The sequence below is a fragment of the Ardenticatena maritima genome (assembly GCF_001306175.1).
In the GTDB taxonomy this organism is placed as follows: domain Bacteria; phylum Chloroflexota; class Anaerolineae; order Ardenticatenales; family Ardenticatenaceae; genus Ardenticatena; species Ardenticatena maritima.
In genome coordinates this window covers 752,047-767,130 of record NZ_LGKN01000003.1, presented here as the reverse complement: position 1 = coordinate 767,130, position 15,084 = coordinate 752,047, and the positions used below count along the sequence as shown (strand labels likewise).

The 15,084-nt window shown below is 59.8% G+C and carries 14 protein-coding genes; 6 read left to right on the top strand and 8 right to left on the bottom strand.

The genetic code is table 11. From position 1 onward, the window contains the following. Window positions 1-17 precede the first annotated feature (17 nt). The 3 genes from SE16_RS03385 to SE16_RS03375 all read right to left on the bottom strand — a co-directional run bounded on the left by SE16_RS03385 (window position 18) and on the right by SE16_RS03375 (window position 2,544). On the bottom strand, window positions 18-398 hold the full coding sequence (locus SE16_RS03385) for a hypothetical protein (protein ID WP_054492333.1): 381 nt from the start codon (window positions 396-398) through the stop codon (window positions 18-20). 77 nt (window positions 399-475) lie between these two features. After that, a complete protein-coding gene (locus tag SE16_RS16325) occupies window positions 476-1,960 on the bottom strand; it encodes a DUF5666 domain-containing protein (protein WP_060687213.1) in 1,485 nt (494 codons plus the stop codon). Further along, window positions 1,957-2,544 (bottom strand): RNA polymerase sigma factor, encoded by a 588-nt coding sequence (locus SE16_RS03375; RefSeq protein ID WP_054494091.1) that lies wholly within the window; start codon window positions 2,542-2,544, stop codon window positions 1,957-1,959. Before SE16_RS03375 ends, SE16_RS16325 begins: the two co-directional genes overlap by 4 nt. Before the next feature lie 167 nt (window positions 2,545-2,711). On the opposite strand from SE16_RS03375, the gene fmt reads away from it, so the two are divergent. The 5 genes from fmt to SE16_RS03350 all read left to right on the top strand — a co-directional run bounded on the left by fmt (window position 2,712) and on the right by SE16_RS03350 (window position 7,337). Further along, window positions 2,712-3,689, top strand: a complete 978-nt coding sequence (gene fmt / locus SE16_RS03370; RefSeq protein ID WP_054494092.1) for a methionyl-tRNA formyltransferase — start codon at window positions 2,712-2,714, stop codon at window positions 3,687-3,689. Window positions 3,690-3,704: 15 nt separating this feature from the next. Next, window positions 3,705-5,018, top strand: a complete 1,314-nt coding sequence (locus SE16_RS03365) for an FAD-binding oxidoreductase (RefSeq protein ID WP_054494093.1) — start codon at window positions 3,705-3,707, stop codon at window positions 5,016-5,018. A gap of 29 nt (window positions 5,019-5,047) precedes the next feature. Further along, complete coding sequence (locus SE16_RS03360) at window positions 5,048-5,785, top strand: SDR family oxidoreductase (RefSeq protein WP_054494094.1); 738 nt, start codon at window positions 5,048-5,050, stop codon at window positions 5,783-5,785. Between the two features lie 16 nt (window positions 5,786-5,801). Next, complete coding sequence (gene lipB / locus SE16_RS03355) at window positions 5,802-6,593, top strand: lipoyl(octanoyl) transferase LipB (protein WP_054494095.1); 792 nt, start codon at window positions 5,802-5,804, stop codon at window positions 6,591-6,593. Between the two features lie 72 nt (window positions 6,594-6,665). Beyond that, window positions 6,666-7,337, top strand: coding sequence for a zinc metallopeptidase (locus tag SE16_RS03350; protein ID WP_201782260.1), 672 nt, complete (start codon window positions 6,666-6,668; stop codon window positions 7,335-7,337). A gap of 61 nt (window positions 7,338-7,398) precedes the next feature. Here the strand turns inward: SE16_RS03350 and smpB are convergent, their stop codons facing one another. From smpB to SE16_RS03335, 3 genes are read right to left on the bottom strand one after another with little or no spacing between them, the layout of a single operon-like run. Next, window positions 7,399-7,860: an SsrA-binding protein SmpB gene (smpB, locus tag SE16_RS03345; protein WP_054494097.1), complete on the bottom strand. Its 462-nt coding sequence runs from the start codon at window positions 7,858-7,860 to the stop codon at window positions 7,399-7,401. A 2-nt stretch (window positions 7,861-7,862) separates the two neighbouring features. Continuing rightward, window positions 7,863-9,128 (bottom strand): S41 family peptidase, encoded by a 1,266-nt coding sequence (locus SE16_RS03340; RefSeq protein ID WP_054494098.1) that lies wholly within the window; start codon window positions 9,126-9,128, stop codon window positions 7,863-7,865. A 12-nt stretch (window positions 9,129-9,140) separates the two neighbouring features. Further along, window positions 9,141-10,358 (bottom strand): S41 family peptidase, encoded by a 1,218-nt coding sequence (locus SE16_RS03335; RefSeq protein WP_054494099.1) that lies wholly within the window; start codon window positions 10,356-10,358, stop codon window positions 9,141-9,143. Window positions 10,359-10,551: 193 nt separating this feature from the next. Between SE16_RS03335 and SE16_RS15685 the strand changes: the two genes are divergently transcribed. Then, window positions 10,552-11,490, top strand: coding sequence for a universal stress protein (locus SE16_RS15685; protein WP_054494100.1), 939 nt, complete (start codon window positions 10,552-10,554; stop codon window positions 11,488-11,490). 93 nt (window positions 11,491-11,583) lie between these two features. Here the strand turns inward: SE16_RS15685 and SE16_RS03325 are convergent, their stop codons facing one another. Beyond that, on the bottom strand, window positions 11,584-12,789 hold the full coding sequence (locus SE16_RS03325) for a GNAT family N-acetyltransferase (RefSeq protein WP_054494101.1): 1,206 nt from the start codon (window positions 12,787-12,789) through the stop codon (window positions 11,584-11,586). 35 nt (window positions 12,790-12,824) lie between these two features. Further along, a complete protein-coding gene (locus tag SE16_RS03320; protein ID WP_054494102.1) occupies window positions 12,825-15,068 on the bottom strand; it encodes a 6-phosphofructokinase in 2,244 nt (747 codons plus the stop codon). Between the last annotated feature and the right edge of the window lie 16 nt (window positions 15,069-15,084).

Below are 15,084 nucleotides of genomic sequence, written 5' to 3'. Positions count from 1 at the left end.
ATGGCTCCGCTGGTTGGTTAGGCGGCGAGTCTGTTCAGCAGAGCAGTATAGGCGGCTTCGTTCGCCCAGACAATTGCTTCGAGTTCATCACGTGTGAGCCAAGTGCGGATGCGCCCGTCGGGGAGTTCCTCCCACCGCACGCCCACGGGTCCGGTATAGTCCGCCGGAAACTCGACCACCAGCAGAGCGTCGGGGTGGTGCAGAAAGGCGGCGCGTTGCACAAGCGCATGATGCAGGTCGGCAAGGTGTTCCAGATAGGCGATGCCTTCATCGGTGGGGGTTTTTTCGAGTTGGCGATCGAGCAGGGTGATGTAGTGTTCGAGTGTCGCAATGCGTTCCGCCAATGTCTGGTTTTGGAGTTCGGCAACGAGTGCGTCCCATGTCGGTACCTGTGCCATACCTACCTCCTTTCACAATCGTGAATGTCCATGACAGAGGCATTGTACAGCACAGGTGCGACAGATTTTGCACGGCGTCAATCGCGTTCGTCTTCTTTTTCGATAGAGAGAGCAATCAGGAGCCCATTTTCCCGCCGGGCACGCACTTTGACTTCATCGCCAACGCCGGGGTTCTTCTTGATGTCGGTTTCGTTGGTCACGATGAGGGTGTAGCCGTCAACGATCCATGTGCTGCCGTTGATGCTTTGCACCGTACCCTCGAATTCAATTTCATCGGGCTCATCATCATCCTCGTCCGGCGGCTCAGGTGTTTCAGTTGGTTCGGGTTCTTCGGTTGGCTTGGGCGTCTTCGTCGGCTCAGGCTCTTCGGTTGGTTCAGGTGTCTTGGTAGGCGTTGTATCGTCGTCATCGTCCTGTTCTTCTTCAACTTCAATGCGAAGTGCAACCCACGCGCCATTTTGCAGGCGGGCGTGCACTTCCACGACGTCGCCCACACCGGGTGAACCGCGCAGGTCGGTGGTGTTGGTGACCAGAATCGTGCGACCGCCGACGACCCATGTTGCGCCGTTGATGCTTTCCACAACACCTTCAAACTCGATTTCCTCGGCGGCTTTGGGTGTTTCGGTGGGCTTAGGTGTGCGTGTTGGTTTCGGCGTCTCGGTGGGTTTGGGCGTGCGGGTTGGTTCCGGCGTCTTGGTTGGTTTGGGTGTGCGGGTTGGTTCGGGCGTTTCGGTTGGTTGTGGTGTCGGTGTGGCCGCCGGGCGTGTGGGCGTGGCGGTGGGCGCCGGCGCCGCGCCGCCGGGTTCGCCTTCATCGCCCAGTGTAGGGGTGGGTGAACGCACAATCGGCGGTTGGGGGAGCGTGGTTTCAATGTCCTTGATGGTTTCAGGCACGTTGGCGGGCGCAGTGGGCATTTCCGCGCTCAATTGTTCCAGTGTTGCCAGTTCATCTTGCCAGCGTTGCAAGAGTTGTTCGCGCTCGCTTTCGCTCAACGGCGTGGCGAGTTGCACGGTTTTTTCGACTTCGCGCCGCGCGGCGTCCAGCAGCGCGGGGTCGGGGGCTTGCCCACGTTGCAGCAGTTCAATGGTTTCTTGCAGGCGACGTTCGGCGCGCAAGGCGTGAGCGTTGGCGCGTTGTTCGGGGGTGATGGCGGTGATGAGGCGCACCCATTCGCTGAATTGCTTGACGGCGTAGAGTGGTTCGCCCGGCAGACTGTCGGCGGCGATGCGGTCGGCGGTGATGGTTGAGGCGATGAAGAGCGCCACGAAAACAGCCGCGGCGGCGAGCCAGCGCCAGCGTGGGAAGGGCAGGACGCGCGCCGCTTGTGATGGGGCGCTTGCCTCGCGCTTGGCGTGGGCGGTTTGCACCACGCGCTCATACCCGCCGTGAAACGCTTCCGGCGAGAGGCGGGGCTTGGGGGTTTGTTGCAGGTCGAGCGCCAGTTCAAGCAGCGGCCGCAACTCATCCGCATACTCCGGATAGCGGGCGAGGCAGGCTTCCAGCGAGTCGCCTGCTTCGATGGCTTGTAAGCATTCTTCAAAGATATCTTCAATCGGTTTCATGAGGCATTGCCACCCAGTAATGTGCGCAAATTTTTGATAGCGCGATATTGCAAAACTTTCACAGCCCCTTCGGTTTTGCCCATGATGCGCGCCGTTTCGGCGATGGAATATTGCTCAATAAATCGCAATAGAATGACCTGGCGTTGCTCCTCAGAGAGCGCATTCAGACGTTTGAGCAGATGCTCATTTTCCAGTTTGCGTTCAACCTCTGCGGCGATGGATGGTTGTGGTGTATCCAGGTGTTGCAGGTCGTTGGCGTTGATGTTTGCCTGGCGTTGTTGCTTGCGTATTTCATCAATCATCAAGTGATGTGCGATGCGATACAGCCACGCCGAAAAAATGGCGATGTTATCACGCGGCGCAATCGTGTATTGCCCGATGCGCTCGATAAGGCGCACGAATACTTGCGACGTCAGGTCTTCGGCGAGCGCAACATTGCCGGTTTTAGACAGCAAATAGCGATAGATACGGTTCGCATATCGGCGGTATAACTCGCCGAATGCTTCCGGGTCGCCTTCTTTTTGCGCGCGTTGCAAGAGCGCCACGAGTTGTTCTTCGTTGAGTCCTGCTTCGTGATCAGTCATGTGTTCTTCGGGACCAATGTCTGTGTGTAAAACGAAACGGTGAGGACAAAAGTTACGCCCAATGTTGAGCGTTTTTTGTGTTGTGTAGGCGGTGCAGGCAATTCTACCATTTTGTGCCTTGTGGTACAATCTCCCGTCGGAAGTCGTCAAACAAAAGGGGAATGTCCATGACCGCAGAACGAACCACGACTGACAAGCCGCGGTTGATTTTCCTGGGCACGCCGGTATTTGCCGTGCCCAGTTTGCAGCGTTTGGCTGAAACGGGCGCGTATGACATTGTGCAAGTCATCACGCAACCCGACCGCCCGGCAGGGCGTGGGCGCAAATTGCGACCGTCACCCGTCAAGGAAGCGGCGCAGGCGCTGGGGCTTCCCGTCTGGACGCCGGAAACCTTGAAGACGCCGGATGCGGTGGCTTATGTGCGCGACCTGGCGCCGGATGTGGCGGTTGTTGTGGCGTATGGCGAAATTTTGCGCCCCAACGTGCTGGCGATTCCGCCGAAAGGGTTTCTCAACGTGCACGCGAGTTTGTTGCCCAAGTACCGCGGCGCGGCGCCCATTCAGGCGGCGATTTTGAACGGCGACCGCGAAACGGGCGTCTCGATTATGTTGCTGGATGAAGGGATGGACACGGGACCGGTGTTGGCGCAACGTGTAGTGCCCATTGCGCCCGATGAGACCGCCGGCACGCTGAGCGAGAAACTGGCGCAGGTGGGGGCTGAGTTGCTGGTGGAGACGTTGCCGCGTTGGTTGGCGGGTGAGATTGAACCACGCCCCCAAGACCATTCGCAAGCGACGGTGACGCGGCTCATCAAGAAAGCGCATGGACGCATTGACTGGACAGCGCCCGCGGTGCAGATTGAGCGCCAGGTGCGGGCGTTCACGCCCTGGCCGAGCGCCTTCACCACATGGGACGGGCGTTTGCTGAAAGTCATGCGGGCGCGCGTGGTGAACGCCCCCGCGCATGACGCCGAACCAGGCACGGTGGTGGCGCTTGACGAGGGGCCGGCTGTGGTCACGGGCGAGGGGCTTTTGTTGCTGGAAGAAGTGCAGTTGGAAGGCAAGCGTCCCACAACGGGCAAGGCGTTTTTGCAGGGATACAGCCAGATTGTGGGCGCGCGGCTTGGAGCGGATGCCAACGAATAGGTGCGAGGCACTGGTATGACAAAACGCTACGAATCATGGGGAAAATATCCGAAGCACCAGCCGGCGTTGGTGCACCGTTTACGCTGGCATACAGAGACACCGCCGTTTGAGCGCTTCGGCCGACCAGTGCTCGCTTACGGTTTGGGGCGCAGTTATGGCGATGTCTGCTTGAATGACAACGGCGTCCTGCTTGATACGGCGCGTATGGCGCACTTCATCGCGTTTGACGCCGAGCGCGGCCTGTTGCGATGCGAGGCGGGGGTTTCGTTGAAGCAAATTTTGGATCTGGTGGTGCCGCGCGGTTGGTTCTTGCCGGTCACACCGGGCACGAAGTATGTGACGGTGGGCGGCGCGATTGCCAATGATGTGCATGGCAAAAACCACCACCGCGAAGGCACGTTCGGGTGCCATGTGACGCAGTTTGAATTGCTGCGTTCCACTGGGGAGCGGCTCATCTGTTCGCCCACGCAGAACAGCGACCTCTTTCGCGCCACAATTGGCGGCTTGGGGTTGACGGGGCTGATTACGTGGGCGGAAATCAAGTTGCGTCCTATCAGAAGCGTCTACATTGAGATGGAGCGCATTCGTTTCGGCTCTCTGGATGAATTTTTCGACATTTCGGCTCGCTCCGATGCGCGTTTTGAGCATACAGTGGCCTGGCTGGATTGCATTGCGCAGGGCACGTCTTTGGGGCGGGGTGTTTTCTTGCGCGGCAACCACAGCGAAGAACCGGGACCGCTGACGCCGTCCAAAGAGCCGAAGTTGTATGTGCCCTTTGACTTCCCTTCGTTTGTGCTCAACCCGCTTTCGATGCGCGCCTTCAACACCTTCTACTACTACATGCACACGCCGGCGCGCTCGCACAAACGGGTCCACTACGAACCGTTTTTCTACCCGCTGGATGCCGTGCGGCGCTGGAATCGCATTTATGGGCGGCGGGGCTTCATTCAGTACCAGTGTGTGGTGCCGCCAACCGACCGCGTCGAAGTGATGCGCGAACTGCTCACCGTCATTGCACGCAGTGGGCGCGCTTCGTTCCTGGCGGTTTTCAAGGAGTTTGGCGATGTTGCTTCGCCGGGCATGCTCTCCTTCCCCCGCAAAGGGGTGACGCTGGCGCTTGATTTCCCCTTTGAGGGCGAGGCGACTTTGCGGCTGTGCGAGCAGATGGACGCGATTGTGCGTGAAGCGGGCGGGGTGCTCTATCCGGCCAAAGATGCGCGGATGTCGGGTGAGGATTTTCGCCGCTTCTATCCGCAGTGGGAAACGTTTAGCCGCTATGTTGACCCGGCGTTTTCGTCCAGTTTTTGGCGGCGCGTGACACGGACGTAAAAGAAGCAGAACAAAGGAGAACAACCCTCATGGCGAATGTCTGCATTGTTGGAGCGACGTCGGCGATTGCGGAAGCCACCACACGCCATTTTGCGGCGCGGGGTGATCGGCTGTTTTTGGTGGGGCGCTCGCCCGACAAACTGGCGATGATTGCCGACGATATGCGTGTGCGCGGCGCGGCGCAGGTGGAAACCTTCCTGCTCGATGTGAACGAGATTGAGCGCCACACCGAGATGCTGGACGCCGCCGAAGCCGCCCTGGGTCCGCTGGATGTGGTGCTGATTGCGCACGGTACATTGCCCGACCAGCGCGAATGCGAGCGCAGTGTCGCCAAAACGCTGGAAGCGTTTCAGACGAATGCGGTGAGCACCATTGCGCTGCTGACCGAGATTGCCAACCGCTTTGAAGCACGCGGGCGCGGGGTGATCGCCGTCATCAGTTCCGTGGCGGGCGACCGTGGCCGCCAGAGCAATTATGTGTACGGGGCGGCGAAGGGCGCGGTCAACATTTTCACGCAAGGCTTGCGCAACCGCCTGGCGAAGAAAGGCGTGGCTGTTGTGACGATCAAGCCGGGGTTTGTGGATACCCCCATGACGGCGCATTTGCCCAAGAACGCCCTGTTTGCGTCGCCTGAGCAGGTTGGCGCGCGCATTTTCAAAGCCATTGAACGGCGCGAAGATGTCGTCTATGTGCCCTGGTTCTGGTTTGTCATCATGACAATCATTCGCCATATTCCCGAACGGCTTTTCAAGCGGCTGAATTTGTAAAGAAAGCGAGGTGCGTATGCGTGAGCCATTGTGGGTTGTGGATTTGGGGCGTATTCGCTATGGCGAGGCGCTCGACCTGCAACGCCGTTTGGTCGCCACCAAAATCGCCCAGCGCGAGACGCCCGATGTGCTCTTTGTGCTCGAACACCCGCCGGTCATCACGTTGGGGCGCAATGCGCGCGAAGAAAATATCGTCACACCGCGCGAGACGCTGGAAGCGATGGGGTTCGACATTTTCCATGTCGAACGGGGCGGCGATGTGACCTACCACGGACCGGGGCAATTGGTGGGGTATCCTATTCTGGATTTGCACCGTGTGCCCAAGCCTAAAGATGTGGGATGGTTTGTGTGGGCGATGCAAGAGGCGGTCATTCGCGCCCTGGCGCGCTACGGCATTACGGGCGAACGCATTGAGAAGGTGATTGGCGTGTGGGTGCGGGGGCGTGAATTGCCGCCGCTGGATGATTCATTCGACGAAGCCACCCGTGCGGCGTTGGCGGCGGCGGTGACGCAGTTCAGCGACCGCAAGATTGCCGCCATTGGGGCGCGTATCAAGGAATGGGTTTCGTACCACGGTTTTGCGCTCAACGTCAACACAGATTTGCGCCACTTTGACTTGATTGTGCCTTGTGGGTTGCGCGACCGTGGGGTCACGTCCATGCAGGCCGAATTGGGGCGTGAAATTCCCATGGGTGAAATCAAGCCTGTGGTGGCGCGCACGTTTGCCGAGGTGATGGAGCGCGAGATTGAGTGGCATACGCTTGATGACGTGGTGCCGTTTTTGGCGAGTGAACCCATTCATGGCTAGAATTTTGGGCGTGCTCGATGAGCATATGCGACGAAGAGGAGGGTGAACACAACGATGTTTTTCTTCAACCCGATGTATTTTCTGTTTGCATTGCCGGCGTTGTTGCTCGGGTTGTATGCGCAATACAAAGTGCAAAACGCCTTTGCGCGCTATTCACGTGTGCGCACCGTGCGCGGGTTGACCGGGGCGCAAGTCGCCCGTTATTTGCTGGATGCGCACGGTTTGCACCATGTGCGTGTGGAGCGCGTAGGGGGCATGTTGACCGACCACTATGACCCGACCAGCAAGGTGCTGCGGTTGAGCCCGCAGGTGTACGATGCGCCCACCATTGCCGCAGCCGGGGTTGCGGCGCACGAAATGGGGCACGCTTTGCAGGATGCCACCAACTACGCACCGCTGGCATTGCGCAGCGCGATGGTGCCGTCGGTGCAGATTGGGTCGTGGTTGGGTCCCATTCTTTTCGTGGTGGGGCTGTTGATGGCACGCCCAACGCTGGCGTGGTTGGGGGTGATTCTCTTTGCGGCGGTGGCGGTGTTTGCGCTGGTGACGTTGCCCGTCGAGTTCGACGCCAGCAACCGCGCCAAGAAGTTGTTGCAGCAAACCGGGTTGCTGCTGCCGCAGGAGATGGAAGGCGTGAACGCTGTGCTGAATGCGGCGGCGCTCACGTACGTCGCCGCGGCTGTGCAAGCCATCAGCAACTTGCTCTACTACGTCTTTTTGCTCCAATCCACCGACCGCGACTGAGTGGGGCTGAACAGCAAAACAGCCGCCCACAATGGGCGGCTGTTTTACGTTTGGGAGCATGCTAGTAGCGCGTTTTCAACGCCCGTTCGATTTGGCGTTGCGCTTCGCGTTTGGCGATGGCTTCGCGCTTGTCGTATTTCTTCTTGCCCTTCGCCACGGCAATTTCCAGTTTGGCGCGGTTGCGCTTGAGGTAGAGCCGCAGGGGGACAATGGTCACCCCTTCTTGCGCGACTTTGCCCGCCAACCGCCCGATTTCGCGTTTGTGGAGCAGCAGTTTGCGGGGGCGCTTGGGGTCGAGATGTTCATGGGTGCTGGCTTTGTCGTAGGGCGAGATGTGCATGTTTTCGACCCACGCTTCGCCGTCTTTGATGCGCACATAACTATCGCGCAAATTCACCCGCCCGGCGCGAATGGATTTGATTTCTGACCCTTTGAGCACCAACCCCGCTTCATAGGTTTCAAGGATGAAGTAGTCGTGATGGGCTTTGCGATTGACGGCGATGGTGCGTTCTCCCTTGCTCATCGTCATTGCTCCAATTGGTGATAGAGTTCTTCCAATGCGCGGTCCAATTGTGGGTCGCGCTGGTTGCTTTCGTCTTCCGGCGTGCGTTCGACAAAGATGTCCGGGGTGATGCCTTCCCCGTGGATGGCGCGCCCGTTGGGGGTAAACCAGCGGGCAATGGTCACACGCAGGCTCGACCCATCCGAGAGCGTGTAGGGCGCTTGCACACTGCCTTTGCCGAATGTTGTTTCGCCCACCAGTGGCGCGCGCTGGTGGTCTTGCAGGGCGCCGGCGACGATTTCGCTGGCGCTGGCGCTGCCATTGTTGACCAACACCACCAGCGGCCCTTCAACCCAGATACCGCCGGCTACGGCGCGGTGTTCTTCTTCGCCAAATTTGCCGCGTTCAATCAGCACCAGGCTGTCTTCCGGCAAGAATTGGCTGGAAACCCGAATAGCCTGGCTGAGCAAGCCACCGGGGTTGTTGCGCAAATCGAAGATGAAGCCTTGCGCCCCTTGGTCGCGCAGGTCTTGTATGGCGGCGCGCAGTTGGTCGGTGGCTTTGGCGTTGAACTCGTTCAGTTTGACATACCCCACCGGCGGGTGCGTCTCGCTTTCGATGAGGCGGGCTTCCACAGTGGGAATTTCGATACGGTCGCGTACGATGGTTACGTCAAAAGGTTCGCCGCCGTCGCGCTGGATGGTGAGCGTGACGCTACTGCCACGGGGTCCGCGAATAAGCGCCACGGCTTCCATGAGCGTCAGCCCGCGGATAGACTGCCCGTCCACCGCCAGCACCACGTCGCCGGGGCGCAAGCCGGCCGCTTCGGCGGGACTGTTGGGGATGGGCGCAACGATTTCGAGCAGGTTATCGGCATTCATGCGCACGGTCGCGCCGATGCCTTCAAATTCGCCCTGGATGTCTTCTTCGAGCATTTTGGCGTGCTCGGGATTGACGAACGTGGTGAATTGGTCGCCCGTGGTTTGCAGCACACCGCGAATGGCGGCATAGGTGATTTCTTCCTCAGGCGGCAATTCACCGTAAAAGTGCTCCCGAAGCAAGCCCAGCGCTTCCCAAAAGACTTTCAGGTCTTCGGGTTCAAATTCTCCGTCGTAAAAGCCGTGGGCTTCACCGTTTTCGATGACACGGTTGTCGGCGCGTTGGCGGTCGAGCAGGGCGTTGATGTTGCCATACGAAACCCAGCCGCCGATGAAGCCGCCGACGCTGAGAAAGAGCCCAAGAAAGCCAATTACCAGAATGTCAATGAGGCAACTGCGTTGCTGTTTCACGGTTTTTTGCTCCTACCGACCGGTTGTTTCGTTCAAAACGTCAATCGCACGCAGGAATTGCACGTCTTCTTGTGCGTTGGGGTCTTCATCCACCCAGATGTCGGGTGTCAGCCCGTCACCGCTCAGGTCGGTGCCGTTGGGCGTGAGCCAGTGTGCGATGGTCACGTGCAGACTGGCGCCGTCGCTCAATTCAAATGGAATTTGCACCGTGCCTTTGCCGAACGTTTGCGTGCCTACCAGTTTCCCACGCCCGTGGTCGCGGATGGCGCCTGCCACGATTTCGCTGGCGCTGGCACTGCCTTCATTGACCAGCACCACAAGCGGTATGTCGGTGGCAAGCCCCCCTTTGCGGGCTTCAAAGGGTGTGCGACTGCCGTCTTTGGCTTGTTGATAGACGATAACGCCTTCATCAATGAATTCGCTGGCAACGGCAATGGCGGAATCGAGCAAGCCGCCGGGATTGTTGCGCAAATCAATGATGAGGCGATCAGCCCCCTGGTCTTTCAATTCGCCAATGGCTTTGCGCAGTTCTTCGGGCGTGCGTGCGCTGAAAAAGGAAATGCGGATGTAGCCCATGCCGTCTTGCCCTTCGACCATTTGCCACGCGACTGTGGGATCGGGGATGCGGTCGCGCGTCAACGTGATGTCGAAAGGTTCATCGACGCCGGGGCGGAAAATCGTCAGCGTCACTTCTGTGCCCAGGGGACCGCGAATCATGTTGACGACTTCGTCCAGCGGCATGCCGGTTACTTCAACGCCATCTACCGCTATGATGATGTCGTCGGCGCGCAAGCCGGCGCGGGCGGCGGGGGTGTCGTCAATCGGCGCGACAATCACAATGCGCCCCTGTTCGTCCACGCTGACATACGCCCCAATGCCGCCAAACTCGCCTTGCAATTGCTCTTGCTCGCGTTCGGCGGCGCGCGGTTCAATCAGCACGGTGTTGGGGTCGCCCAAGGTTTGCAAAACGCCGCGAATGGCGCCATAAGTGGCGGTTTGGTCGTCCGGCAAGTCGCCAAAATACTCTCGTTTGAGGATTTCCCACGCTTCCCAGAAAATGTTGAAGTTGGGCGGCGCTTCGGCGGGCGTTTCCGCCGAAACGGTGATGCTTGGCGGGAGAATGCCGGCTGATTCTGCCACACCACGAGCGGCAAAACCCAATCCGAATGCAATCACAACGATGAATGCCGACAAGGTGGCAATGAGAATGATGCGCAATGCCTTTTCCATAAAGCGATTTGCTCCCTGCGTTGGTCTTGGTGGGGGTTCATTATAGCGAGGTGTCGCACTTCTGCCCAACGATACCGATGCAAAACTGGTCATTTGACCAGGGCATAAACGCTTCTTTTGGGTTGGTTCATGCGCTATGGTGTATGATATACTTGGCGTTGCGAAGGTAAACGCGCGTGGAAAGGAGGCGGAAATGTTTCGTCGCTTGCTGATACCGCTGGATGGTTCGCCAACGGCGGGGCGCATTTTGTACTATGTCGAGCATTGGTTTGCGCCCCAGGATGTTGTGCTGGAACTGGTGCGAGTAGTGCCGCCCTATCGCCATTCGCTGGCCAGCACCGACACGCTAACGCCGGTGGCTGTTGCGCACCAGTACGAGGAAGCGCAAAGTTATCTGCAACAGGTGGCGGGCGAACTGCGCGAAAAGGGGTACACGGTCAACGTGCATATTCTGGAAGGCGTGCCCGCGCTCGCCATCAAAAGCGCGGCTGACCGTTTGGAGGTGGATGCAATTGCGATGACGACGCACGGGCGCACGGGGTTGGCGCGTGTGCTGATGGGGAGTGTGGCGGAGGATTTGGTGCGCCATGCCCACGTGCCCATTTTCCTGGTGCGCATGCAACCTGAGATGGAGCGCCATGCCAACATTCGCCGTATCCTGGTGCCGCTGGACGGTTCAGACCTGGCGGAACGTGAACTGCCCTACGCGGTGGCGCTTGCCAAGCAATTTGGCGCGACGATCTTGTTGCTTGAAGTGGTCGAACATCACCCTGAGCGCGAATTGGACATTTTGCCCCACCATGAAGGCGAGGAGCACGAGGCTTCGTTGGGTGTCGCCAAAATGTATCTGGAACGCCATGTCGAAGCGTTGCGTGCGCAGGGCATGGCGGCGGATTTGCTCCTCAAAATGGGCAAGCCTGCGCCGGAAATTGTCAAAGTGGCGTATGAGCATGAGATTGACTTGATTGTGATGAGCACACACGGCTATACGGGCTTTTCACAATTGATATTGGGCAGTGTCACGCGCGAGGTGTTGCGTACCGCCCCCTGTCCGTTGCTGGTGCTGCCGCCCAAATTGAACGCAACACCATCCGACGCTGAGCAGGAGGAAACACCCGAACCTGAAGCCTAGTCGGCAAGCGGCGATTGATGCCCCCACGGAGCACCGGCGTCTCCGTGGGGGTTTTGTTTTGGGGAGAAAACACCCCCGCTCGCGTCGCGCGTTTCAGAACCAATCCGCTTTGTGCATGTACATGGGGGGCACATGCGCGGCTTCATCAAGGCGCGCGCAGAGTTCCGCCGATGCGTGCCATCGCCCAAGCAAGCGTGCGTGGCGTGCCGAGAGTGCCCCGCTGTACCAGCCCGCCAGTGTGCTGATGTCTGTGCGCACGGTGGGCGAGGCGTTGCTCTTTTCAACAGTGGCGCGCCCCTCGGCAATGTGCAGCCGCCAGGGACCGCGGTTCTCCGGCAGGATGGGGTCGTCAACTTCGAGAATGCACTCAACGGTGGTGTGGTCGCGGTATGGGCGGTGGGCGAGCGCCAGCGGCACGTGCACCAGCCGCACCATGAAACCGCTCAGCAAATCCGCCATGCGGCGGTAGATGAATTCCACATGGTCGTTTTGCATGGTGCCGGCTTCCGGCCAGAGATGGGGCAGGGGGCAGTCGAGGGGGGCGTTGTATTCGATGGTGAAGATAGCACCCCGTTGGGCGGCGAGGAAGCCGACCAGTCCACGCCACGCCCGTTCACTGTTCCACACCCATTCTTGAATGATGAGCCGACGGGGTTTTTCCAACGTGTAGATGAGATACCCTTCGACGGCGTCTTCCACCTGAAAGAGAACGAGAAAATCGCCCTCGTGGGGGGTGTACGCGCGTTCCCACTCCGCGGGCGTGCGTGAAAGCCACCCGTGGGCTGCTTTTTGGCGGCGTGCAGTGGCGTAGCACGCCTGAAGCGCGGGAAGGTCGTCTTGCGTGCCGGCGCGCACGTGGTCGCGTTCTGCATAGTGGGGGATGTCGGCGGGCGAAAAGCGCAGGAACAGTTGGCGGTTGGCGAGTTCGTAGCCCAATGCGCGGTAGAAGGCTTGCGAGAAGGGGGCGAGGAGCGAGAGCGGTGTGCCCTTGGCGCGCATTTCGGCAAGCATGCCGCGCATGAGCGCCGATGCGTAGCCGCGCCGCCGATGAATGGGGCGCACGCCCACACTGGCAATCAGCGCCGTGGGAATATCCGCCCCGCACAGGCTCAATGCCCGCTCGAAAACAGTGAGCACGGCGACAAATTCGCCGTGCTCTTCCCACACACGCACATGCCGCCAGTCGAATCGTCCACCTTGCAGGTAGCGCACGGCGTAGTCGGCAACCGTGCGCTCAAAGGCTTCCGCCTGAACGCGGGCGGCGGCGTTGATTTCAATCGGTTGAATGGTGCGGTACATATGCCTGACTCCCTTGTCAGATGGTTGGGCGTGTTTTACGACTGGCGAACCAACTTCGGGTCGGGTTGCGCCATGATGTCCGCGATGGGGCGCAACATGAGCCACCATTGCTCGCGCGGGCGTTCGTGTTCGCGGTCAATCATGCGCTCGAAGTCCGCCATGTCGTGGAATTGGACGTGGCCGCCGGTCAGCCCGATGAACGCCGCGGCGGGGATATGTTTTGCGGCTTGTTCGATGAGAAACTCAATACAGCGGGCGGCCAGGCGGGCGGCTTGCACACGGTCGAACGGCTTGGGGTCGCCGCCTTGCTGAATGTGCCCCAAAATCGCCTGACGCACGTCAAACAGGTCGCCCCCTTCTTCCTCAAACAGCGCACACATGAATTGGGTGGTGTAAATCGGGTTGGCAAACTCATTCCGAATGAGCAGGCCGATGCGCTTGCCGCTGAGGAAGCCGGTGCGCAGGTCTTCCAGGTCGCGTTGCAAGTCGGCCAGTTTGACGCCCTCTTCGGGCAGATAGACCCGCTCCGCTCCTGTCGCCAACCCACTCATGAGCGCCAGGTAGCCGCAGTGGCGTCCCATGACTTCCACCACAAACACGCGGTTTGTCGCCACGCCCGATTGCTTGATTTTGTCCACGTTTTCCACGATGTTGTTGAGCGCGGTATCCGCGCCGATGCTCAATTCGGAGCCGGGTAGGTCGTTGTCAATGGTGGCGGGCAGGCAGACGATGGGAATGTTGAGCGCCGGGTAGTTGGGGCGTGCCGAATAGAGTTTGTAGGCGGCTTGGTAGCCGGCGAAGCCCCCAATAACGAGAATGGCGTCAATGCGGTGGCGTTCGATGTTGCGGGCGATGGCGTAGAGTTCGCCGCCTTCGGGGATTTTGCGGCTTGTGCCCAGTTCAGCGCCGCCCATGGGCGCCCAGCCGTTGACGCTCATCCACTCCATTTCGCGGAAGTCGCCGTCAATCAGCCCTTGAAAGCCGTTGCGCACCCCAACAACTTGATGCCCCTTGTCCAGAGCGATGCGGACAGCCGCGCGCGCGGCGGTGTTCATGCCGGGGGCGGGCCCGCCGGCGTTGAGGATGGCGATGCGCAGCGGGGTTTGACCGGGCGGTGGCGGGTGGGGCAACGACCGCACGAGTGTGCGTACAATGCGGAAGGCTTCTTTGAAACTGGGACCGCGCAGTTCCATGGCGCGATCATACTCCTGGGCTTTGATGGCTTCATAGACGGCGCGCGTTTTTTCGAGGGCTTCGCTCAACGGGGTGAACGAGACACGGTTGCCACGCAAGCCGACGACAACCGGCTCTTCATCGCTAGTCAGGGTGCGCAGATGGTTGACGGCGTGGTAGCCGAGAATAGTGCCGAGGTTGCGGTCGAAAGCACTGGGCGACCCACCACGCTGGACGTGTCCCAAAATCGTGGTGCGCACTTCTTCTTGCAAGCGTTCTTCGATGACCTGGCGCACGTATTCGCTGGTGATGGGGTTGCCGTTGCGGTCGCGTGCGCCTTCGGCGACAACGACAATGCTGTCGCGGCGACCAATGGCGCGCCCACGCCGCAAGACGTCGCACATTTTGTCTTCCCAATTTTCGACGTTGGGCGGGCTTTCGGGAATGAGCACCCAGTCCGCCCCGCTGGCGAGCGCGCCCATGAGGGCGAGGTAGCCGCAGTTGCGCCCCATGACTTCCACCACAAACGAACGCTGGTGGCTGGCGGCGGTGCTGGTGATGGCGTCAATCGCGTCCACGATGCGGTGCAGGGCTGTGTCCGCACCGATGGTCATATCACTGCCAAACATGTCGTTGTCAATCGAGCCAATCAAGCCGGCGATGCGCAGGCGCGGGTAGCGTTCCGCGGGACCTTCAAGCGCGCCGGCTTCGACCAATTCGGCGACGAGTTCCGGCCATTCTTGCCACAAGACATGTGCGCCCGTCAGGCTGCCGTCCCCGCCAATCACCACCAGGTTGTAAATCTCATGCTGGATGAGGTTGAGAACGGCCTGGCGGCGTCCTTCACGGGTGCGAAACTCGGCGCTGCGGGCTGTGCCGATGATGGTGCCGCCCTTGTGCAGGATGCCGCCCACGTCGTACCAGGAGAATTGTTTGAAGAACCGTCCGCCTTCGACAAGCCCTTTGTACCCTTCATAAATCGCCCACGATTCGCCACCGCAGGCAATCGTGGTGCGAACAACGGCACGCACGGCGGCGTTCATGCCGGGGGCGTCGCCACCGCTGGTAAGGACACCAACACGGAAGGGAGTCGTCGAGTGAGTCATGTGTATAGGCCTCCTT